This window comes from Paenibacillus sp. FSL W8-0187, from assembly GCF_037969755.1.
GTDB lineage: Bacteria > Bacillota > Bacilli > Paenibacillales > Paenibacillaceae > Paenibacillus_AQ.
This window is the reverse complement of record NZ_CP150206.1, coordinates 2,880,946-2,901,103: the sequence shown is the minus strand read 5'-3', so window position 1 is coordinate 2,901,103 and position 20,158 is coordinate 2,880,946. Positions and strand designations below refer to the sequence as shown.

Here is a 20,158-nt window from a genome sequence, read left to right as displayed (position 1 = left end):
ACCATGTTCGATATCCACACACAAAAACAGGAGGCAGAAACCGCCTGCGCGTTCTCTGCCTCCTGGCCGAATATATAATGACTCGAAAAACGTCGTTTGGATTAACGGGCAATGATGTGGATCGGATGACCCATAACCAATTCCGCAGCTTCCATTACGATTTCGCCAAGCGTCGGATGCGCATGGATCGTCAAGGCTACATCTTCAAGCGTAGCACCCATTTCAATCGCAAGACCGAGCTCTGCAATCAGGTTGGAAGCTTCCAGACCTACGATTTGCGCTCCAAGAATAAGTCCTGTTCCTTCTTCAGCCACGATCTTCACGAAGCCTTCAGGATGGTTCAAGGATACGGAACGTCCGTTACCAGCGTAAGGGAATTTGCCAGCTTTCACTTTATGGCCTTTTTCCTTCGCTTGAGCTTCGGTGTAACCTACGCTGGAGCATTCTGGATCTGTAAACACAACCGCTGGAATACATTTGTAATCCACGACGGAAGGCATTCCGGAAATGGCCTCAGCAGCCACTTTACCTTCATAGGAAGCTTTGTGTGCAAGCGCCAGACCAGACACGATATCCCCGATTGCGAAGATATGAGGAATGCTTGTGCGTCCTTGATGGTCAACTTTCACGAATCCGCGCTCATCCATATCGAGGCCGATCAGGTCCAGACCGAGCTCTCCGTCCGTGTTCGGACGACGGCCAACTGTAACCAGCAGGTAATCTGCTGTTACTTCTTTGGTTTCGCCATTCACGGAGTATTTCACGGTAACTTCTTTATCGTTTTGCTCAGCACTTTCAGCTTTAGCACCTGTGATAATTTCGATACCGGTTTTCTTCATGTTTTTCGTAACGAGGCTTGTCATGTCTTTGTCAAAGCCAGCCAGAACGCTGTCCAGACCTTCGATGATTGTTACTTTCGAACCGAATTTGGAGTACATTTGACCAAGCTCGGCACCGATGTAGCCGCCACCGATTACGATCATGCTCTTCGGTACTTCAGGCAGGTTCAATGCTTCGGTAGAAGACAAGATGCGTCCGCCAAACGGGAATGGCTTCAGTTCGATTGGACGGGAACCTGTAGCAATGATGCAGTTCTTGAAGCGGTAACGCGGAGATTCATGATCATTGAATACACGCGCTTCGTTTTCGTTGATGAACATGCACTCGCCGTTGAAAACTTCCACTTTGTTGCCTTTAAGCAAACCGGCTACGCCGCCAGTCATTTTTTTGACAACGCCGTTTTTGAATTCCTGTGTTTTCGCGAAATCAACCGTTACGTTCTCCACGGAAATACCGAATGCATCGGCATGCTTAGCGGATTCGAACTGATGAGCTGCAGCGATCAAAGCCTTGGAAGGAATACAACCACGGTTCAAACAAACACCGCCGAGTTCCGATTTATCAACGATCAGAACCTTTTGACCCAGTTGGGCGGCACGAATCGCCGCCACATAACCACCAGGACCAGCACCAATGACTAGAGTATCAATATCTAAAGAAGCATCTCCAACTACCATTAGTTACACCTCCATAACAAGCAGCTCAGGGTTAGCGAGCAGTTGTTTAATATAGTTCATAAAGTTTTGAGCCGTTGCGCCGTCGATGATACGGTGGTCAAAGCTCAAGGACAATGCCATAACAGGTGCTGCTACAATCTCGCCGTTCTTCACAACCGCTTTTTCGCTGATACGGCCAGTACCGAGAATAGCAACCTCTGGGAAGTTAATGATTGGTGTAAAGAACATACCGCCTGCAGATCCGATGTTTGTGATGGAAATCGTGCTGCCCTTCATTTCGTTAGGAGACAGTTTACCTTCACGGCCGCGAGCAGCCAGGTCACGGATGCTGTCAGCGATCATCCAGATGCTCTTACGATCCGCATCTTTGATAACCGGTACGATCAGACCGTTGTCTGTATCTGTAGCGATACCGATGTTGTAGTATTTTTTGTACACGATTTCGTTCGCTTCTTCGTCGATCATCGCATTCAAAGCAGGGAATTGACGGCTAGCCGCAACGAGTGCTTTAACGATGAATGGCAGATACGTAACTTTCGTGCCTTTCTTCTCCGCGATCGGTTTCATGCGAGTACGGAACGCTACCAGCTCGGTTACGTCAACTTCGTCCATGATCGTAACGTGAGGAGCTGTGTAAGCCGATTTAACCATGGCGTTCGAGATCGCTTTACGAATACCTTTGAATGGTACGCGCTCTTCTTCTGCACGAGTATCCACCGCTGCGGATGCTGCTGCAGGAGCTGCTTTCGTTTCGGAAGCCGCTTCTTGCGCTGGAGCTGCTGCTTGGCCTCCACCGTTTTTGAAGGCTTCAACATCTTCGCGAGTCACTTTACCGTTGTTGCCGGAGCCTTGCACTTGGGCAATGTCTACGCCTTGCTCACGAGCGAATTTACGCACACTAGGTGTAGCCAGAACTTCACGGTTAGGTGCTGCTGGCGCTGCTGCTTCACCGTTTCCGCCTTGTTTAGCGTCAGCCGGAGCATTTTGAGCCGGTGAAGAAGTTGTATCTGCACTGCCTTTCGCTGCGTCAGCTTCTTGCGCCGACTGCTCTTCAGCAGGAGCTTCTTGCTCAGGAATGTCGCCTTCAGCATCGATGATAGCTACCACTTCACCGACACGGCACACTTGACCATCCTTGGCAAACACTTCTTGAACCGTACCGTTCACGGGACAAGGAACTTCTACGACTGCCTTGTCGTTCTGTACTTCCATGATGATGTCGTCGTCTGTTACTTTGTCGCCTGGCTTGATATGCATTTTGATGATTTCACCTTCATGCAGACCTTCACCCAGCTCTGGAAAACGATATTCAAATTTTGCCAACTGAAAAACCTCCCTAGATATTGCTGCTATTAGAAATTCAATACTTTATTGACGGCATCCACGATCCGTGCTGGAGTAGGCAACCAAGTGTCCTCGATTTGCGCGAATGGATACACCGTGTCCGGCGGAGTCACGCGAAGCACTGGAGCTTCCAAGTGCAGAATTGCTTTCTCGTTGATTTGAGCGATAACTTCTGCAGCTACGCCTGCCGATTTTTGTGCTTCTTGAACCACGATGGCACGGTTGGTTTTCTTAACCGAAGCAAGCACAGTATCGATGTCGATTGGAGAAATGGTGCGCAAGTCGATGATTTCCGCTTTGATTCCGTTCTTCTCAAGTTCGTCCGCCGCTTTCGTTGCGGTATGAACCATCAGGCCGTAAGCGATGATCGTAACGTCTGTTCCTTCGCGAACCACGTTAGCTTTACCAAGCTCAATGGTGTAGTCGCCTTCAGGAACTTCAGCGCGGAACGCATGATACAGGTTCAAGTGCTCCATGAAGAACACAGGGTCATTATCGCGAATCGCTGCGATCATGAGTCCTTTTGCATCATAAGGATTGGAAGGTACTACAACTTTAATACCCGGGGTTTGTGTAATCAAACCTTCGAGTGCATCCGTATGCAGCTCAGCTGCTTTAACCCCGCCGCCGAATGGCGTACGGAATACGATTGGGGAGTTGTAACGTCCACCGGAACGGTAACGCATACGCGCTGCTTGAACGACGATTTGATCAAGCGCCTCAAAGATAAATCCAACGAATTGAATTTCAGCGATCGGACGGAAGCCTTGAATACCGAGACCTACTGCCAAACCGCCGATAGCGGACTCAGCCAGCGGCGTATCGAATACGCGCTCTTCCCCGAATTCTTTTTGAAGGCCTTCCGTTACCCGGAAAACACCGCCGACATTACCTACGTCTTCACCGAAGATGACAACGTTAGGGTCACGGCTCAGTTCAACGCGCATGGCGTCGCGAATCGCTTCTTTCATGTTCATTTGTGCCATTGCTTCATTTCCTCCTTAAGAAATACAGTTCACTAAAATTCCAGTGTTATGCCTTGCGGCTATATATCGATGTCAAAACGTAATTTAAAACAGACCTGATGCATACAGCCATGACAAACCGGATGATTATCCAGGATCAACCTTCGACAATCATCGGCCCGTCATTTTTATTGAAAATCGGCTTTCTGCTCTTCCAGATGCTTCGGTGTTTGTTCGAACATGCTGTCGATCAAACCAGGTACCGTCATTTTTTCCGTTTGTTCTGCTTTTTTAATTTGCTCGTTGACTTTCGCTTTCGCTTCTTCTCTCACGCGAGCTGTATCTTCCTCTGTCCAGAGGCCTTTTGCTTCCAGGTACTTCGCAAGACGTGCGATCGGATCCTTCTCGTTCCACTCGCCCTCTTCTTCCTTCGTACGATATTTCGTAGCGTCGTCAGACAGGGAATGCGGACGGAAACGGTATGTCACAGCTTCGATAAGCGTTGCGCCTTCGCCATTGCGGCCGCGTTCTGCAGCATCACGAACGGCCTTGATCACAGCGAGAACATCCATGCCGTCAACTTTAACACCCTTGATACCAGCTGCTACAGCTTTATGTGCGATAGACAATGCTGCAGTCTGCTTGGAGAATGGAGTCGTGATTGCATAGCCGTTGTTTTGCACGAAGAAGATAACTGGCAATTTGTACACGCCTGCATAGTTCAAACCTTCGTAGAAGTCGCCTTCGGAAGAACCACCGTCACCGGTATACGTAATAGCAACTTGTTTTTGCTTCTTCAATTTGTAACCCATAGCGATACCCATAGCATGCAAGATTTGCGCGCCAATGATGATCTGAGGCATCAATACGTTAACACCCTCCGGAATTTGTCCGCCATGCTGATGTCCGCGGGAGTAGAGGAATGCTTGATAAAGTGGAAGTCCATGCCATACGATTTGCGGCATATCACGGTAGCCCGGGCAGACAAAGTCGTCTTTCTCAAGCGCGAATTCGCTACCTACCATTGTTGCTTCTTGACCGGATACAGGAGCATAGAAACCGAGACGTCCTTGACGGCCGAGATTTACGGCGCGGTCGTCCCAAGTACGGGTAAATACCATACGGTACATAATTTCTTTCAGTTGATCATCTGACAATTCAGGCAAAAGATCTTTGTTTACGATTTTGCCATCCGGGGAAAGTACAGATAGAGTATCGACTTCCTCGGTATATACTTCATAAGGAACCTTGGTCATTTTTTTCACCTCAATAAATATTTGAATATCAAGTTCCGCTGTTATAGAATTATTATACACCTGTTTCACTCCATTCGTCAAAGAAATACGAGATAAAATTTCATATTTCTTAACGTTTGTATGTATAACAGATAATAGAAAATACTATAACAGTATGACAAACATCATAGAACAGCAGCCAACTTAGACATGTCAGGGTAATTTTAACTTATTGTTTACCGCATTTCAAAAACTAACCCGAAAAAGGTGACGAATGATGACGAATGAACGTTTATTGAAGCGAACCATTGTAAAAGAAGTGATTGAAAGCAAGTTTCTGCATGAGAATCGAACGCTGCGCATTTACCTTCCTCCCGGATACAATGAAATTCTCAGCTATCCTGTCGTTTACTGTCAGGATGGAGAGGAATTTTTCAATTTTGGTCGCATCGCGACTTGGGCCAACCAGCTCATACTCGAAGAAGGCGTGGAGCCGTTCATCATTGTAGGCGTGGAAGTGAACACCAAAGTTCGCACCGAGGAGTATGCGCCATTCGGCAACCGTTTCAATGCTTACCTATCCTGCTTCGCCGAAGAGATTATTCCCTTCGTTGAACAAAAATATCCTGTGCGCAAAGAGCCTGCCGAAAGAGTACTCGCCGGCGACTCCCTTGGCGGAAGCGTCTCCGTGCATCTGGCCTTGCGTTACCCGCATCTCTTTACCCGAATCATCAGCTTGTCCGGCGCCTTCTATGAGAAGTCTCAGAACATGATTAAGGAAGAACAGGATTTATCCTGGCTCGACATCTATATGATTGTAGGCTTGCAAGAAGACAACTACGCAACCGATACAGGTGTCTATAACTTCGTTGAACTGAATCGTTCAACAAAGACATTGCTGGAAGAACGGGGTGCCACCCTATCCTATCTTGAAAAAGACGGCCGTCACCTTTGGGGATTCTGGCAAAAAGAGCTCCCTGCTGCTCTTATGTACTTCCTTGATTAATCGATAGATTGGCAAAATCCATTGGCTATATAAATGACCTGTTACAGCAAAATTCATTGCCTGTCCCACCCGGGACTTCACGCGTTACGCTTTAAAGCCGTTGGCAAAAAAGAATACCTTTGAAGCAATAGTTAGCACAAGTTATGCCACTCCTGTTGCTTCACTTCAAAAAAAGATGAACAACCGCGCATTTTTTATGGAATGTGCATTGTTCATCTTTTATGTTCGGCAGCCCGTTCTTCTTGGTATCGCTTTCAATGATTTTCGTCAAAAAAGCGGTGGACTCACCGCTTGTTCGAATCGATTATAGCTTTTCTTTCATGATTTTGTCCAGTAAGATGTCACACCCCGCATCAATTAGCCGGTACACCTCATCAAAATTTCCAGTGAAATACGGATCCGGCACCTCGCGCAGCTTTTCATCGGGCAGCAAATCCATAAACTTCAGAATCGCAGCCTGTTCGCCGCCCGCTAACTTGCGCATATTTGCCACATTCGAATCATCCATGCCGATGACGTAATCGAACTTGACGAGATCCTCGCTTACCACTTTGCGAGCAACCATTCCTTCGTAGCTGATTTGCCAGCTGTCCAGCAGCTTTCGGGTTCCTTCGTGGGGAACATTCCCGATATGCCAATCTCCTGTGCCGGCAGAATCCACGCTGATCTTTTCCTGCAGCCCACGCTGTACAATTTTATGTCGCAGCACCGCTTCCGCCATTGGCGAGCGGCAGATATTGCCCAAACATACAAACAAGACGGATACCATGGTCCTCTCTCCTTCACGCTATAATAAATCGTCATTTTACGAGAAATCTAACTTAATGAGTATTGTTGCCTATCTTCCATTAACCCGAACTGACTTTCTTTCCATTGGCTGCCGCAGGATGACCCTCGTGCAGCGACCTTCTAGGCAATCTCCATTTATAAAGCACGGACAGCATCCGGAATACGATCACCACAACAAACAAAGCCAGCAGTTCCCATGTCTTGGTGGCGACACCAAGGCCGATGGCGACTCCTGCTATCATGGCCCAGACCGCATAGATCTCATCACGCAGCACCAGCGGTTTCCGCCCTGCCAATAAATCGCGGACCATTCCCCCGCCGCTTCCGGTAAGCACAGCAGCCACAATCACCGCGCTCATGGGGTGATTCATTTGTGTAGCATATAAAGCCCCTTGAATCGCAAAGGCAGATAATCCGATCGCATCGAACAGTGCCTCCGTTTTCTTCCAGTGCTGAATCAAACCGAGCGGCAACACAAACGCTACAAATACCGAAATCATCGCGAGCATGATTAAATCCCCCTGGCTCCACAGGGTGGTAACCGGCACGCCGATCAATACGTTTCTTATAATACCCCCGCCGAAGGCTGTGACTAAACCCAGAACCACAACCCCCAGAATATCGTATTCCTCTTCCATAGCTACAAAAGCTCCGGACATGGCAAACGCAATGGTGCCAATGATACTGAATACGTCAAACAGATGCATGTCCAAAATTCAGTTCCCCCGCTCCCCCGTCAATTTACATACTACATTGTAGCCGTGCCTATTAAAATTGTGCAAGCATGAAAACTGCTCTATACTAGAATACAATGACAATTCTCTCGAAAAAGGAGGAATTTATATAATGAGCCATACTCGCGTCCTGATCTTTACAGGTGGGGAGTTGTCACCACGTTTCCTGGATGAGGTTCAAAACGGGGACTTCATTATAGGGGCTGATCGCGGAGCCCTCTACCTGATTGAACATGGGATTAAGCCGCACCTGTCCGTTGGAGATTTTGACTCCATTCCGCCCGGCCAAATGGATCGAGTACGATCTATGAGCGGTAAGGTAATCGACTGTGATCCAATCGATAAAAATTTGACTGACACCGAGCTTGCCTTCGAAATGGCACTGGAGCATTCCCCCGAATCCATCCTGATTCTAGGGGCTACGGGAACGCGCCTGGATCACACGCTGGCTAATATCCATATGCTGATTCGTGGACTCCAACATCATATTCCGTGTTCTATATTAGATGAGAACAATTTTATTACCCTGACGGGCTCTAGCTGCATAGTTGAGAACAAAGGGTTTACATATGTCTCCTTACTGCCGCTGACTACGGAAGTAACCGGGATCAATCTCGAAGGATTTGAGTACCCGCTTCACGATGCCACATTGCGATTGGGGCAGTCTCTCGGAGTTAGCAATAAGCTGGCCGAGGACAAAGGGACGGTCCGGATCGAAGGCGGCCTGCTCCTTATTATTCAGAGTAAAGACCACTAATCATTACTATTTTGTCATCTTTGATGCAGCAATGTTAACAATCGAAGTCATTGTCAAAAACCCTTGTATATCAAGGGTTTTTTCTCGTTTTCAAGTCATAGTTTGCATCTAATTCTTAATATTTTGTAACTTTTAATGATATTTTAATAATTCGCTTTCATTTCATGGGGCCCAAGGGTTTGCGCCGGTTATCCAAAATATAGTCGGTTTCAAATCTGATATACTCGGTTCATCGCAAAAAACAAAAACTGCTTGGAGGTAATAACAACATGAATCGACAGCATTGGATTAAGAAGGCCGTAGTAATCAGCTTGAGCGCAACTTTGGGTGTAGGAGCAGTTCTTACTGTTGCACCACCGGCTCCTGTAGAAGCAGCATCGGTAAGCAAAGGATCTCAAGTCGTTAACTTTGGTAAACAATATATGGGTACACCTTATAAATTCGGAGCATCCACGTCCACCACAAGAGTGTTTGACTGCTCTTCCTTTACGAAGCATATCTTTAAAAAATACGGCGTGAACCTGCCGCGTACATCCGCTGCCCAATCCAAAGTGGGTAAAGCGGTATCGAAATCGAACCTGAAAGCTGGCGATTTGATATTCTTCTCGAGCGGAAGCCGCGCAAATGGTAGAAACGTAACACACGTAGCCGTTTATATGGGCAACAACAAAATTCTGCACACTTACGGCAAGCCTGGCGTAACAATCTCCAGCCTGTCAGGTAACTGGAGCAAGACTTACCTGAAAGCCCGCCGCGTGCTGTAGTTCAATACTCCACTTGTTACTAACGAATGAAATCAAAGACCGTCTTCCACTCACGGAAGGCGGTCTTTTTTGCTTGCAGCATTGATTTCTTCCTGCGATACCAGTTTATATCCGGTTCCCCGAATCGTACGCAGCAGCTTTTGTTTGCGCCCTCTATCAATTTTCTCTCTTAGATGAAGAATATAGACATCCACCACGTTGGTACCCGTATGAAAATCGTAATCCCACACCTGTTTTAAAATATCCTCACGGGTGCATACTTGTCCCTGCCTTCTAGCCAAAAACAGCAGCAGATCATATTCGCGATGAGTCAGCTCGATGGCTTCTTCTTCCCGGGATACATTCCGGCTCAGAGGATCGATCACCAGATCTCCGATTTGGATGACTTCCTCCTGTTCCATGCGACCTGTCTGAAAAAGTTTCAGCAAATTGGCAATCCGCGCCAACAGCTCCCTTGCATCTCTGTCATCAGGGATATAGTCATGGGCACCTGCCTCCAATGCCTGAATGGCTTCATCAGAACCGTCATTTCCGATGACGATGATCGGGATCTGTTCCTTTTTGCCCGTCAGCCGTTCCATGAGATTAAAATGGTTCATACCCGGCAGTCTGCTGTCGATGAGCAGCAAGTCTGCGCCTGAGCGCTGTAAAATGGCGACCACTTCCGAATAACTCATGGCATGCCTAACCTCATAGCCCGCTTGTTTTAAAATCTCCATAACGGTCTGGGCCCGATCTTGATTGTCTGCCGCGATCAGAATTACTTTCTCCACGGGTTCCCCCCCGCTTTCAACACTTAATAATGTAAGTATGGCTGATTCATCCTGCTTTCACTCCAAAAGATGCTGGGATCACATACGATTTCCGTAGAAATACATCTTATCTCTGCAGCGGCGCCATTTTTATAATGGGATGTAGGATTAGGAAAGGGGGATATCTTCACCGATTAGCTCATGTTTAATGGGAAAGTATGTGAACACTTTGGAGGAGGAAAATAACATGCGCAACAAACTCGTGGTATGGCCACTTGTCATGGCTATGCTGATATCTATCGTATGCACGGCCGCAGGGCCGCCCGCACCGGTTTCAGCCGCAGGCGAAACAAACCTCTCGCTCGGCAAAGCCGTAACAGCAAGTGGTCAATCCCAAACCTACGAGCCGGCTAACGTTAACGATGGCAATCAAGGTTCGTACTGGGAAAGCACCAATCATGCCTTTCCGCAGTGGATTCAAGTCGATCTCGGTGATGACACCAGCATCAACCGGATCGTCCTTAAACTACCTGCCACTTGGGAATCACGGACACAAACGTTAATGGTACAAGGCAGCTCGAACGGTTCAACATTCTCAAATATCGTGGATTTGGCCGATTATGAATTCACCCCGTCTACAGCAGGAAACTCGGTGACTATCCGTTTTGACGAAGCGAGCACGCGATTTGTTCGCCTGATCATGACAAGCAACACGACTTGGCCGGCTGCGCAGCTGTCTGAGTTCGAGATTTATGGACCATCGTTCTCCCCGCCAACACCTCCAACGGGAAACAATATCGCCAGCGGCAAACCGATTACCGCCTCCTCAAGCACCTTTACGTACGCTGCAACCCATGCTAACGACAACGACATCCAAACCTACTGGGAAGGCGGAAGCAATCCAAGCAGCCTGACGCTCGACTTGGGAACGAATCACGATATCACCTCCATCGTACTGAAGCTGAATCCGTCACCATTATGGAGTACGCGAACCCAAACCATACAAGTGCTGGGACATGACCAGAGCACAACAAATTTTAGCAATTTGGTATCGGCACAGTCCTACACGTTCAACCCCGCGTCCGGCAACTTTGTGACAATTCCCGTAACGGCAACCGTGAAACGCCTTCAATTGAACATAACGTCCAATTCCGGCGCACCGGCAGGGCAGATTGCGGAATTCGAAGTTTACGGCACAGCCGCCCAGAACCCGGACCTGACCATTACGGATATGTCCTGGACTCCCTCTTCTCCGTTGGAAAGCGATGACATTACACTGCGTGCTACAGTCAAAAACATCGGGGACGTGGAAGCCGCGGCTACGACGGTCAATTTTTATTTGAACGGCTCTAAAGCAGGCTCTTCCCCGGTAGTTCCGCTTGCGGCAGGTGCTTCCAACACGGTAACGCTACAAGCCGGAACCAAGGCCGCTGGATCCTATTCCGTCAGTGCCAAGGTCGATGAGGATAATGAAATCATGGAACAGAATAACGAAAACAACAGCTATTCGCATCCATCCCCTCTGGTTATTGGTGCGCTCGCAAGTTCTGATTTGATAGGAACGGTACAATGGACACCCGCCACTCCTGTCGCAGGGAATGCAGTATCCTTTACCGTAAATCTTAAGAATCAGGGCAATAAAGCCACGGCAAGCGGATCCCACACAATTTCCGTCGCTCTGAAGAATCCGGCCGGTTCAACGATTCAAACCTTCACCGGAAGTTATGATGGCGCGCTTGCTGCAGGTTCCTCCGCCGCTGTCCATATTCCGGGCACATGGACAGCGGCAAATGGCAGCTACACGTTAACAACATCCGTGGCACCGGATGCAAACGAACTACCCGTTAAACGGGAGAACAACGTCAGCCAGGCCAATCTCACGGTATATTCCTCCCGCGGCGCCAGCATGCCATATACCCGTTACGATACGGATGATGCATTACGCGGTGGCGGGGCTCTGCTAAAGTCGGCACCGACTTTCGATCAAGCGCTCACAGCATCAGAAGCATCCGGCCAACGTTATGTAGCGCTACCTTCCAACGGGTCCAATCTCGAATGGACAGTTCGGCCAGGGGAAGGCGGGGCTGGCATAACTATGCGCTATACGATGCCGGACTCACCCGACGGCATGGGATTGACTGGCTCACTCGACGTTTATGTGAATGGCACGAAGAAAAAGACCATTCCATTGACCTCCTACTACAACTGGCAATACTTCTCCAGCGATCATCCTGCAGATGCGCCTGGTGGGGGACGCCCTCTCTTCCGGTTCGATGAAGTACACTGGAAGATGGATACGCCGCTTCAGCCGGGAGACAAAATTCGTATTCAGAAGTCCAATGCCGATAACCTGGAATATGGCGTTGATTTTATCGAAATCGAGCCGGTCCCTGCGGCAATCGCCCGTCCGGCAAATTCGGTATCCGTAACGGATTTCGGTGCAACCCCGAACGACGGCCAAGATGACCTATCAGCGTTTGAAGCTGCTGTGCAGGCTGCCGCTTCTACCGGCAAGACCTTATACATTCCCGAAGGGACATTCCATCTGGGCAACATGTGGAAGATCGGTTCGGTTGGGAATATGATTGATGACATCAAGATTATGGGTGCAGGCATCTGGCATACAAATATTCAATTTACCAACCCGAATGCCGCTTCTGGCGGGATCTCGCTTCGGATTACGGGCCAGCTTGATTTCAGCCATATCTACCTCAACTCAAATCTGCGGTCACGTTATAATCAAAATGCAATCTACAAGGGATTTATGGATAACTTCGGCACCAACTCCAAAATTCACAATGTGTGGGTCGAGCACTTTGAGTGTGGATTCTGGGTAGGCGATTATGCACATACCCCAGCCATTATTGCGGAGGGTCTGATCATTGAAAACAGCCGAATCCGCAATAATCTCGCGGACGGGGTCAATTTTGCCCAAGGAACCAGCCATTCAACTGTCCGCAATAGCAGCATTCGAAATAACGGAGACGATGGTCTCGCCGTATGGACGAGTAACGTGAATGGCGCACCTGCGGGCGTTAACAACACCTTCTCCTACAACACCATCGAAAATAATTGGCGCGCAGCAGCCATCGCATTCTTTGGAGGAAGCGGACATAAGGCTACTCACAACCTGATTGTTGACACCGTAGGCGGTTCCGGTATTCGAATGAATACCGTGTTCCCGGGATACCATTTCCAGAACAATACCGGCATTCTGTTCTCCGATACAACGATCATTGGGAGTGGAACCAGTAAAGACCTGTATGATGGGGAGCGCGGCGCAATTGATCTGGAAGCATCGAAAGATGCAATCCGCAATGTCACGTTTACCAACATCGATATCCTGAACACCCAGCGCAGTGCCGTTCAGCTTGGTTATGGCGGCGGTTTTCAGAACATCGTATTTAACAACATCCATATTGACGGTACGGGGCTAGACGGGATCACATCCTCAAGATTCTCGAATCCTCATCCAGGTGCGGCGATTTACACCTATACGGGCAATGGGTCGGCAACATTTAACAATCTGACAACAGAAAATATCGCTCATCCTGATCTGTATTTCATTCAGAACGGCTTTAATTTAATTTTGAATTAAGGATTGGGGATCAACATGAAAAGGAGTGGGCCTGTGAGGCCCACTCCTTTTGTGCGTTTACGATTATTGATGAAACGCTTTTGCTCTTGTCCTTGTAATTATCCACCAACGTATTGATTGTACAGCGACCTGGCCTTGGCGATATCCGATGTGCCATGCACCAGGGTTCTGCCGTCCCGGAATATAACCAAACGATGTGGATTCACCTGATAGATGATCATATACGGCGTTACGGTTGCTTTTCCATGATGGAGCCTGTTCAATCGATCGGCCATTTCATCCAGCTGAAGCTGCAGCGGTCTGGCTGGCCTAATCTGTACCGTATCCCTGCCGCACAACACCTCGCTTTTATCCGCGTGTTCAGCCGTCAAGTAAGGATATTTCGGATGCTCCCCGCATGTGAGGCAGTCCGATTTTTTGGCTCGGTCCACGCCAAACTCCACCCGTTCATTACGCCATAAATCGAACGACAGCATCTTTTTTCTAAGAGCATGTCGGTGTCCTGACAAAAGCTTCATCGCTTCCATCGTTTGATGGGCAACGACCATCTGTACCGCTTGCGGAAGAATTCCGTTAATGTCGCAGGTGTCACCACCCAAGGGAATCGTTCCAAGCAGACAGTTCAAGCATGGCGTTTCTCCCGGCAAGAATGTGTAACTCATGCCTGAACTTCCCACGCAGCCTCCGTAAATCCACGGGATTCCATGCTTAAAACCGATGTCGTTCAGAATCAGCCGGGTCCCGAAATTATCGGTAGCATCCATCATCAAATCAACGCCTTGACAGAGTACCGACAGTTCCTGGGCACGTACATCCATAACGATACCATCCACGATACCATCCGAATTAATTTCGGATAACCGTTTAGCCGCTGCTACGGCCTTCGGTAATCGATCGATCGCATCCTGTTCGGTAAACAGCTGCTGACGCTGCAGATTGCTCCATTCCACGTAATCCCGATCCACGATCGTTACATGCCCGACACCTGCGCGAACCAAAGTTTCAGCTATAGCGCTTCCCAGCGCCCCAGCACCAAGAACGAGCACGTGACTGTCCCGGAGGCGGAGCTGGCCCTCTTTTCCAAATGGCGTAAAGCGCTCTTGCCTAGAATACCGATCCTCTCGTTCCCTTTTCATTGTTACATCACAGTCCGGGGACCCCGAGGCTGCCACGAAAAGAGACTGTGTACGATTTACTTCCTCCCTGTTATCGCTTAAATCAGACATGAATTTTCCTCCGATCAATATCTGCAAATCTTCTAACAAAAGATGACGTTCACGAAGTTTTTTGACGACGACCCATGATTGAAAATACCCATCCCACGAAGAGGATGGGCTGTTTAACTATTGCAACCTAGTATTTAGCGCCTTCTCCATTATACTGCGATGACGCAGAATCCAGGCCGCACTCCGCGCCCTCCAGGCAATCCCCCATAGAAGGCCTTCCGTTTCCGGCGTGACCTGTAACTCGATCGCTTCCTCTGCCGTTTCCCTTACGACCACTTCAACGATCATCTCAAAGAAGGCGGCCCTACTAGTTGGATCGAGGCCATATGCGTCAACCAATAAGCGGAGCTGCCTTGCACGAACCTCTGCATTTGGCAAACCAACCCTTTCAGCTACATCATCATCATACAGCTGCGGAAATAGCCAACATACGCGGGCTAGTTCAAGAAACGGATGTACAGGGCCAGCGTATTCCCAGTCAATTAATGCAATCGGCCTCCCATCACGGGTAACCATATTCCAAGGGGCAATATCACCGTGGCTGTATACACCCCTGGTGTCACCCAGTTTACGCAGGAACCATGGCTTCCAGACAAGCCCGGGTTGGGGTTTAAATGTAGCAGAAGCGTCATGAAGCTGCCGTAATAATTGTCCTACTTCGATGATGCCTTCGTCGCTCCATGGCCCGGGATGAACAAATTCGCCTTCGATATAACTTAACATCTCTTGGCCTTTCTCATTACATCCTGAACCTATAATTTCCGGAATTGATGTAAACCCTGATTGCCTCAAATGCCTCAACAAAGAGTGTACGGCCGGAGTCCAAGCTCCGGCTGGGCGGTACACAATCTGGCCCCGCCGTATAACCGACTTCTCGGGAGAGAGCATGACGTCTTCTCCCTGATTTAAGTTATTTTCCCAATTCATTTTAGTACGACTCCCTTTCAGAAGGGAATTACACGGGTTCATGGGGCTATGGATGCGAATCCCCTTCATATAATGATGCCCCGATGGATAAGTCCATGTCTTCCATCAACATCTCCTCCGTTCATTTCAGGTTGTTTCTAGCATATCATAAATGCACTTATACCATAAAACATAAAGTATAAAGCATAAGGCATAAGGCATAAGGCATAAGGCATACGAACGATATACGATATAACATAAAACATAAAACATAAAACATAAAACCAATAAACCGTACGCCCCATTTTGCGGATATACATAAGGAGGACAGGCAGCAATCTGCCCATCCTCCTTATGGAATACCAATAAATTTATGATAATCAAAGTTTCATTTGTCCTGGCAGAGAGCTGGATTCTGATCCTGATATGAATCAGGAATTCTGGTTGGACCAGTCTTCGACGTTCCAGATCTTGGTCACCCAATCCTCATAAAACTCAGGTTCGTGGGAAACCAGCAGGATTGTGCCTTTATATTCTTTCAAAGCACGTCTTAGTTCTTCCTTAGCCACAACATCAAGGTGGTTCGTCGGTTCGTCAAACAGAATCCAATTGCTCTCGCGCATCAGAAGTTTACACAGACGGACCTTGGCTTGCTCTCCGCCGCTAAGTGCCTTCAATGGACGGGTAATATGCTCGTTTTTGAGCCCGCAGCGAGCAAGCGCTGCACGAACCTCGTGCTGGTTCAAGTGTGAGAATTCGTTCCACACATCATCAATCGGCGTAATATTCCCTGGACGTACTTCCTGCTCAAAATAAGCAGGCACCAGGAAATCCCCTTGATACGTCTTCCCGGAGAGCGCCGGGATTTTGCCTAATATGGTCTTCAGCAGCGTTGATTTACCTACGCCATTACAGCCAACAATGGCAATTTTCTCTCCTCGCTCGATCAGGATATTCATTTTGGGGAGCAATGGTCGATCATATCCGATCTCAAAATCGATCCCCTCGAATACCGTTTTACCACTAGCACGGGATTCCTTGAAGTTAAACACAGGTTTAGCTGCTTCCTCGGGGCGGTCAATCCGCTCCATACGATCCAGCTGCTTCTCCCGGCTTTTCGCTCGGCCAGAGGTGGAGTAACGGGCCTTGTTCCGCTGAATGAAGTCTTCCTGCTTCTTGATGAATTCCTGCTGCTTCTCGTAAGCATCAATATGCTGATTCTTATTGATATCGGCCATTTCCAGGAACTTCTCGTAGTTCGCTGTATAGCGAGTCAATTTTGCAAATTCCAAATGATAGATCACATCCACCACCTGGTTCATAAATTCCGTATCATGGGATATCAAGATGAAAGCATATGGGTATTGCTTCAAATATTGAGTGAGCCAATCAATATGCTCAACATCCAGATAGTTGGTGGGCTCGTCCAACAACAGTACATTGGGCTTCTCCAGAAGAAGCTTTGCAAGCAATACTTTAGTACGCTGTCCCCCGCTTAATGTTGCTACATCGCGATCCAAGCCAATGACGGATAACCCAAGACCATTCGCCATCTCTTCAACCTTTACGTCCAACATGTAGAAATCCCCGATATCCAGCTGCTCCTGAATTTCACCCATTTGTTCGAGCAGCAGCTCCAACTCTTCGGGAGAAGCATCGCTCATCTTATTGGTGATCTCCATCATTTCTTTTTCCAGCTCCAGCAGAGGCAGGAAGGCATCCTTCAACACATCACGAACCGTTTTGCCAGGTGTCAGCTTGGTGTGCTGATCCAGGTATCCGTACCGGATCTTCGGTGTCCACTCCACCTTGCCGCTGTCTTTTAACAGCTGCCCGGTCAAAATATTCATTAGTGTTGATTTGCCTACGCCGTTTGCTCCAACCAAACCAACATGTTCGCCTGCCAACAAACGAAAGGATACATTCTTAAATAGAGTACGTTCCCCGAAATTATGTGATACGTTCTCTACAGTCAATAAACTCATGGCTATAGTAACTCCTGTCTGTATAAAATGAACTTATTTCATGTTAATTTAGCGAAATATACACAGTCAAGAGTTTATTGTATCACATCCTGGAGTCCGGCAGAAACCATAACTTTCAGAGATTATAGAACACCGGGATTAGAACAGCTTTTCTCCTGATAACCTGCTGCCGCTGCCTCCTTGGCACTCGGAAACACTTCTTTCACGCGATAGTTGTATTGGCAGACATCGCGATAATAATATTTGAGCCCCCTGCTATCCACACCTCCGAAATAAACCGGAGCTTTAACGAGTCTGCCGCCTCCAAGGGCATAGTTATTATAATACTGATCGCCCAGGGGAATACCTTGAATAAATGCCATCATACCGATATCATCAATCGTATTCACCCACTCTTCCTGGGATATCAACGGAAGTGCGAACGTATAGGATACTCCGTTTCGGAGCGCCACTTGGTTGTGCCGCTGTATGTAATAAGCCAGATGATCTTGAACGGTATTCACAATCGTGATCCGCCTAACTTGTTCAAACCTATCTTTATCTTCCAGCAAAGCTACACCCGTCCTGCCAGTCAGATCCTCCCGAAAGCCAGAGTGCCAGATGGAGGAGCCTCCACCTGATTCATACACCTGAACGAAGGAATCCAATGTAAACCGGATGCTGTTGCCCCTGCCATCATTCCAGGCATAAGGGATTTTGGGTGTCCATCTGTGCTCCATGAGCTCCTCCCCATACGCGTTGGTGAAAGTTTGCGAAACATACATATAATACCCGTCATAATCCAGCACAACGATAGCAGGAATATACCACCACAGGGCAGTCTGCGCAGCCGGATCATCCGCGATCCCCATATTGATGTACAGCGTCTGAGAAAAGGACTCCAGCGCTCGCTCTTTGTCCGCACGCATGAACTTTAAAGAATCATATGCCGACTCTTTGTCCTGGGTCTCATTATCGTTCAGCATCATCCCACCGTCTTGGACGGCTGTGCGCAGAGCTGCCGAGTATTTCATCTCTACGTACCGGACATCCTCCAGACTCTCGGCACGAATGCCCAGAATAATAAACATGGGGAAAAACACGGCGGTGAATACGATGGCAAGATCAGTAATCTTCATTCAGAACCAAGCCTCCGTATGGGAATGCGATTGCTGCTTTTCCACCTGAATTTGATCCGGTCAGCGCATCGAACATGATCAGTCCGGGTGTTCGATTCAGAGAACTGACACTTACCTGGAAGTGATCTCCGGCCGTTAAGCGATATCGGCGTCTATCATCGTGTTTATCAACATTCGACTCCGGGAACAAATATCCCATAACATCTTCCTGATAGTAAGCATCATATACGACGGAATAACGGTTCAGGAATGTACCAGGATCTGAAGGATCCCCATATTCCGGGTGGTACTTCTTGCGGTGGTGCTCCATCTCCACATTGTAAATGTTCCCGGTGGCTGCCAGCTCTTGCAGGAAGTCATTGTACATGATCGGAGTAATATACCCCTTCGTACGAACACTGTCCACGAATTTGGTGACGGATTGATAAACAACAAGTCGTGACAGATCATCCTGTCTTCTGGCCATCTCACCTGCGGGAACCAAGTACAGCAGAAGAAGTGCCAGAAAGGCAGCAAACCATTTCGAAACCGAGTTTGACATTGCTGTTACCTCACTTTAACAAACTGGATGCTTTCCACATCTCCATTGATTCTCCGAACGTACTCCGTAGCATAACGGGCGTTCATATCAATGATCGAAAGATCCAGTTCCTCCGGATTACTTCCTGATCGGAACAGTGCTCCATCCACATACATATTAAAGCTGCCTGCTTGAACCTCTCGCAGCGTGAATAATACTTCGCTCCCCTTATAAATGAGCTTCCTGTTCTCGTTCGTCATCTCTACGGTGATCACACCCGCATGCTGCTCCTGAGTCATTCTCCCTGCGGCTGATATACCGCCATCAACCATCGTCTGAATATGGAATGCATACAGGGTTGCGCCAAGAAATAATGCCACCCCTGCTGCCATTTCCAGCGCGCTTATCGTTTGTTCACGCAAGGCAAGTCACCTTTCCATTCATAACTATTGATCAAACTTGATGCCTCTGATCACGTTGGAATCATCCTTAACGATGGTGGCCTTGAATTTCCCGCTTGGATTGACGTACTCCGGGCTTTTCTCATCCATAACGTGTTCGATATTTCCCTGTCTTGAATCCGGATTGGGAATCGAACCGTCCTTCTCCAACACATTGCCGTACCATTGCCCTGCTTTATTTTTGCCTGTTGCTATGAAAACGCCAAATTGATCCTTATCTTTGTATTTGCGCAGTGCGTTTGTCACCTGAGAACCGCTGATGGTTGTTCCGTCATATACGGTAAATGCTGCCTGGGACAGCTCTGTCTGAATATCTGAAAAGTTGTTCTGAGCGGTTTTGGTTGCCTCCTGCGCCGAGATAAACAAAATAACAACAATGGTAATCAAAGCAATGGTCAGAAATATACCTGCTGCAACCTTTAAAGCGGATGATGCATTATTCATTGAAATCTCCCTCATTCTTTTATTTATTTTTTAAATC

18 protein-coding genes are annotated in these 20,158 nt (G+C 48.1%); 4 read left to right on the top strand and 14 right to left on the bottom strand.

Annotated features, from left to right (window positions below):
* Positions 1 to 101 precede the first annotated feature (101 nt).
* The 4 genes from lpdA to pdhA all read right to left on the bottom strand — a co-directional run bounded on the left by lpdA (position 102) and on the right by pdhA (position 5,082).
* Entirely contained in the window at positions 102 to 1,517 is a 1,416-nt protein-coding gene (gene lpdA, locus MKY48_RS13040; RefSeq protein WP_009589200.1) for a dihydrolipoyl dehydrogenase, read from the bottom strand.
* Positions 1,518 to 1,520: 3 nt separating this feature from the next.
* Positions 1,521 to 2,840 carry a dihydrolipoamide acetyltransferase family protein gene (locus tag MKY48_RS13035; RefSeq protein ID WP_076321176.1) on the bottom strand — a complete coding sequence of 440 codons (1,320 nt, stop codon included), beginning with the start codon at positions 2,838 to 2,840 and terminating at the stop codon, positions 1,521 to 1,523.
* Positions 2,841 to 2,869: 29 nt separating this feature from the next.
* Positions 2,870 to 3,847, bottom strand: a complete 978-nt coding sequence (locus MKY48_RS13030; protein ID WP_076321175.1) for an alpha-ketoacid dehydrogenase subunit beta — start codon at positions 3,845 to 3,847, stop codon at positions 2,870 to 2,872.
* A 167-nt stretch (positions 3,848 to 4,014) separates the two neighbouring features.
* Positions 4,015 to 5,082: a pyruvate dehydrogenase (acetyl-transferring) E1 component subunit alpha gene (gene pdhA / locus MKY48_RS13025; protein WP_076321344.1), complete on the bottom strand. Its 1,068-nt coding sequence runs from the start codon at positions 5,080 to 5,082 to the stop codon at positions 4,015 to 4,017.
* A 256-nt stretch (positions 5,083 to 5,338) separates the two neighbouring features.
* Between pdhA and MKY48_RS13020 the strand changes: the two genes are divergently transcribed.
* Positions 5,339 to 6,067 carry an alpha/beta hydrolase-fold protein gene (locus MKY48_RS13020; protein WP_339293087.1) on the top strand — a complete coding sequence of 243 codons (729 nt, stop codon included), beginning with the start codon at positions 5,339 to 5,341 and terminating at the stop codon, positions 6,065 to 6,067.
* Positions 6,068 to 6,371: 304 nt separating this feature from the next.
* On the opposite strand, the gene MKY48_RS13015 is transcribed toward MKY48_RS13020, so the two are convergent.
* Complete coding sequence (locus MKY48_RS13015) at positions 6,372 to 6,836, bottom strand: low molecular weight protein-tyrosine-phosphatase (RefSeq protein ID WP_339272414.1); 465 nt, start codon at positions 6,834 to 6,836, stop codon at positions 6,372 to 6,374.
* 79 nt (positions 6,837 to 6,915) lie between these two features.
* Positions 6,916 to 7,563 (bottom strand): trimeric intracellular cation channel family protein, encoded by a 648-nt coding sequence (locus MKY48_RS13010; protein ID WP_076321343.1) that lies wholly within the window; start codon positions 7,561 to 7,563, stop codon positions 6,916 to 6,918.
* A 139-nt stretch (positions 7,564 to 7,702) separates the two neighbouring features.
* On the opposite strand from MKY48_RS13010, the gene MKY48_RS13005 reads away from it, so the two are divergent.
* Both MKY48_RS13005 and MKY48_RS13000 read left to right on the top strand, forming a co-directional pair.
* Positions 7,703 to 8,347, top strand: a complete 645-nt coding sequence (locus tag MKY48_RS13005; RefSeq protein ID WP_215154976.1) for a thiamine diphosphokinase — start codon at positions 7,703 to 7,705, stop codon at positions 8,345 to 8,347.
* 269 nt (positions 8,348 to 8,616) lie between these two features.
* The gene (locus MKY48_RS13000) at positions 8,617 to 9,111 is read left to right on the top strand and encodes a C40 family peptidase (RefSeq protein ID WP_339293086.1); all 495 of its coding nucleotides are present in this window, start codon (positions 8,617 to 8,619) and stop codon (positions 9,109 to 9,111) included.
* 50 nt (positions 9,112 to 9,161) lie between these two features.
* On the opposite strand, the gene MKY48_RS12995 is transcribed toward MKY48_RS13000, so the two are convergent.
* Entirely contained in the window at positions 9,162 to 9,884 is a 723-nt protein-coding gene (locus MKY48_RS12995) for a response regulator transcription factor (protein ID WP_339293085.1), read from the bottom strand.
* Between the two features lie 226 nt (positions 9,885 to 10,110).
* Here MKY48_RS12995 and MKY48_RS12990 point away from each other — a divergent pair, with 226 nt between their 5' ends.
* Positions 10,111 to 13,461 (top strand): discoidin domain-containing protein, encoded by a 3,351-nt coding sequence (locus tag MKY48_RS12990; RefSeq protein WP_339293084.1) that lies wholly within the window; start codon positions 10,111 to 10,113, stop codon positions 13,459 to 13,461.
* A gap of 98 nt (positions 13,462 to 13,559) precedes the next feature.
* Here the strand turns inward: MKY48_RS12990 and MKY48_RS12985 are convergent, their stop codons facing one another.
* The 7 genes from MKY48_RS12985 to MKY48_RS12955 all read right to left on the bottom strand — a co-directional run bounded on the left by MKY48_RS12985 (position 13,560) and on the right by MKY48_RS12955 (position 20,121).
* Positions 13,560 to 14,597, bottom strand: coding sequence for a ThiF family adenylyltransferase (locus MKY48_RS12985; RefSeq protein WP_339293505.1), 1,038 nt, complete (start codon positions 14,595 to 14,597; stop codon positions 13,560 to 13,562).
* Between the two features lie 207 nt (positions 14,598 to 14,804).
* The gene (locus tag MKY48_RS12980; protein ID WP_339293083.1) at positions 14,805 to 15,614 is read right to left on the bottom strand and encodes an aminoglycoside phosphotransferase family protein; all 810 of its coding nucleotides are present in this window, start codon (positions 15,612 to 15,614) and stop codon (positions 14,805 to 14,807) included.
* A gap of 410 nt (positions 15,615 to 16,024) precedes the next feature.
* A complete protein-coding gene (locus tag MKY48_RS12975; RefSeq protein ID WP_076321167.1) occupies positions 16,025 to 17,578 on the bottom strand; it encodes an ABC-F family ATP-binding cassette domain-containing protein in 1,554 nt (517 codons plus the stop codon).
* 122 nt (positions 17,579 to 17,700) lie between these two features.
* The gene (locus MKY48_RS12970) at positions 17,701 to 18,696 is read right to left on the bottom strand and encodes a hypothetical protein (protein ID WP_339293082.1); all 996 of its coding nucleotides are present in this window, start codon (positions 18,694 to 18,696) and stop codon (positions 17,701 to 17,703) included.
* Positions 18,683 to 19,237 carry a hypothetical protein gene (locus tag MKY48_RS12965; protein WP_076321165.1) on the bottom strand — a complete coding sequence of 185 codons (555 nt, stop codon included), beginning with the start codon at positions 19,235 to 19,237 and terminating at the stop codon, positions 18,683 to 18,685. Before MKY48_RS12965 ends, MKY48_RS12970 begins: the two co-directional genes overlap by 14 nt.
* Positions 19,238 to 19,242: 5 nt before the next feature.
* Positions 19,243 to 19,638, bottom strand: a complete 396-nt coding sequence (locus tag MKY48_RS12960; protein WP_339293081.1) for a hypothetical protein — start codon at positions 19,636 to 19,638, stop codon at positions 19,243 to 19,245.
* Between the two features lie 24 nt (positions 19,639 to 19,662).
* Positions 19,663 to 20,121 (bottom strand): ABC transporter permease, encoded by a 459-nt coding sequence (locus MKY48_RS12955; protein ID WP_076321164.1) that lies wholly within the window; start codon positions 20,119 to 20,121, stop codon positions 19,663 to 19,665.
* Positions 20,122 to 20,158: the final 37 nt, after the last annotated feature.

Excerpts from the sequence above, each read along its gene's own strand:
- lpdA (WP_009589200.1), bottom strand. The coding sequence starts at position 1,517 with ATGGTAGTTGGAGATGCTTCTTTAGATATTGATACTCTAGTCATTGGT.
- MKY48_RS13030 (WP_076321175.1), bottom strand. The coding sequence starts at position 3,847 with ATGGCACAAATGAACATGAAAGAAGCGATTCGCGACGCCATGCGCGTT.
- pdhA (WP_076321344.1), bottom strand. The coding sequence starts at position 5,082 with ATGACCAAGGTTCCTTATGAAGTATATACCGAGGAAGTCGATACTCTA.
- MKY48_RS13020 (WP_339293087.1), top strand. The coding sequence starts at position 5,339 with ATGACGAATGAACGTTTATTGAAGCGAACCATTGTAAAAGAAGTGATT.
- MKY48_RS13015 (WP_339272414.1), bottom strand. The coding sequence starts at position 6,836 with ATGGTATCCGTCTTGTTTGTATGTTTGGGCAATATCTGCCGCTCGCCA.
- MKY48_RS13010 (WP_076321343.1), bottom strand. The coding sequence starts at position 7,563 with ATGCATCTGTTTGACGTATTCAGTATCATTGGCACCATTGCGTTTGCC.
- MKY48_RS13005 (WP_215154976.1), top strand. The coding sequence starts at position 7,703 with ATGAGCCATACTCGCGTCCTGATCTTTACAGGTGGGGAGTTGTCACCA.
- MKY48_RS13000 (WP_339293086.1), top strand. The coding sequence starts at position 8,617 with ATGAATCGACAGCATTGGATTAAGAAGGCCGTAGTAATCAGCTTGAGC.
- MKY48_RS12990 (WP_339293084.1), top strand. The coding sequence starts at position 10,111 with ATGCGCAACAAACTCGTGGTATGGCCACTTGTCATGGCTATGCTGATA.
- MKY48_RS12985 (WP_339293505.1), bottom strand. The coding sequence starts at position 14,597 with ATGAAAAGGGAACGAGAGGATCGGTATTCTAGGCAAGAGCGCTTTACG.
- MKY48_RS12980 (WP_339293083.1), bottom strand. The coding sequence starts at position 15,614 with ATGAATTGGGAAAATAACTTAAATCAGGGAGAAGACGTCATGCTCTCT.
- MKY48_RS12975 (WP_076321167.1), bottom strand. The coding sequence starts at position 17,578 with ATGAGTTTATTGACTGTAGAGAACGTATCACATAATTTCGGGGAACGT.
- MKY48_RS12970 (WP_339293082.1), bottom strand. The coding sequence starts at position 18,696 with ATGAAGATTACTGATCTTGCCATCGTATTCACCGCCGTGTTTTTCCCC.
- MKY48_RS12965 (WP_076321165.1), bottom strand. The coding sequence starts at position 19,237 with ATGTCAAACTCGGTTTCGAAATGGTTTGCTGCCTTTCTGGCACTTCTT.
- MKY48_RS12955 (WP_076321164.1), bottom strand. The coding sequence starts at position 20,121 with ATGAATAATGCATCATCCGCTTTAAAGGTTGCAGCAGGTATATTTCTG.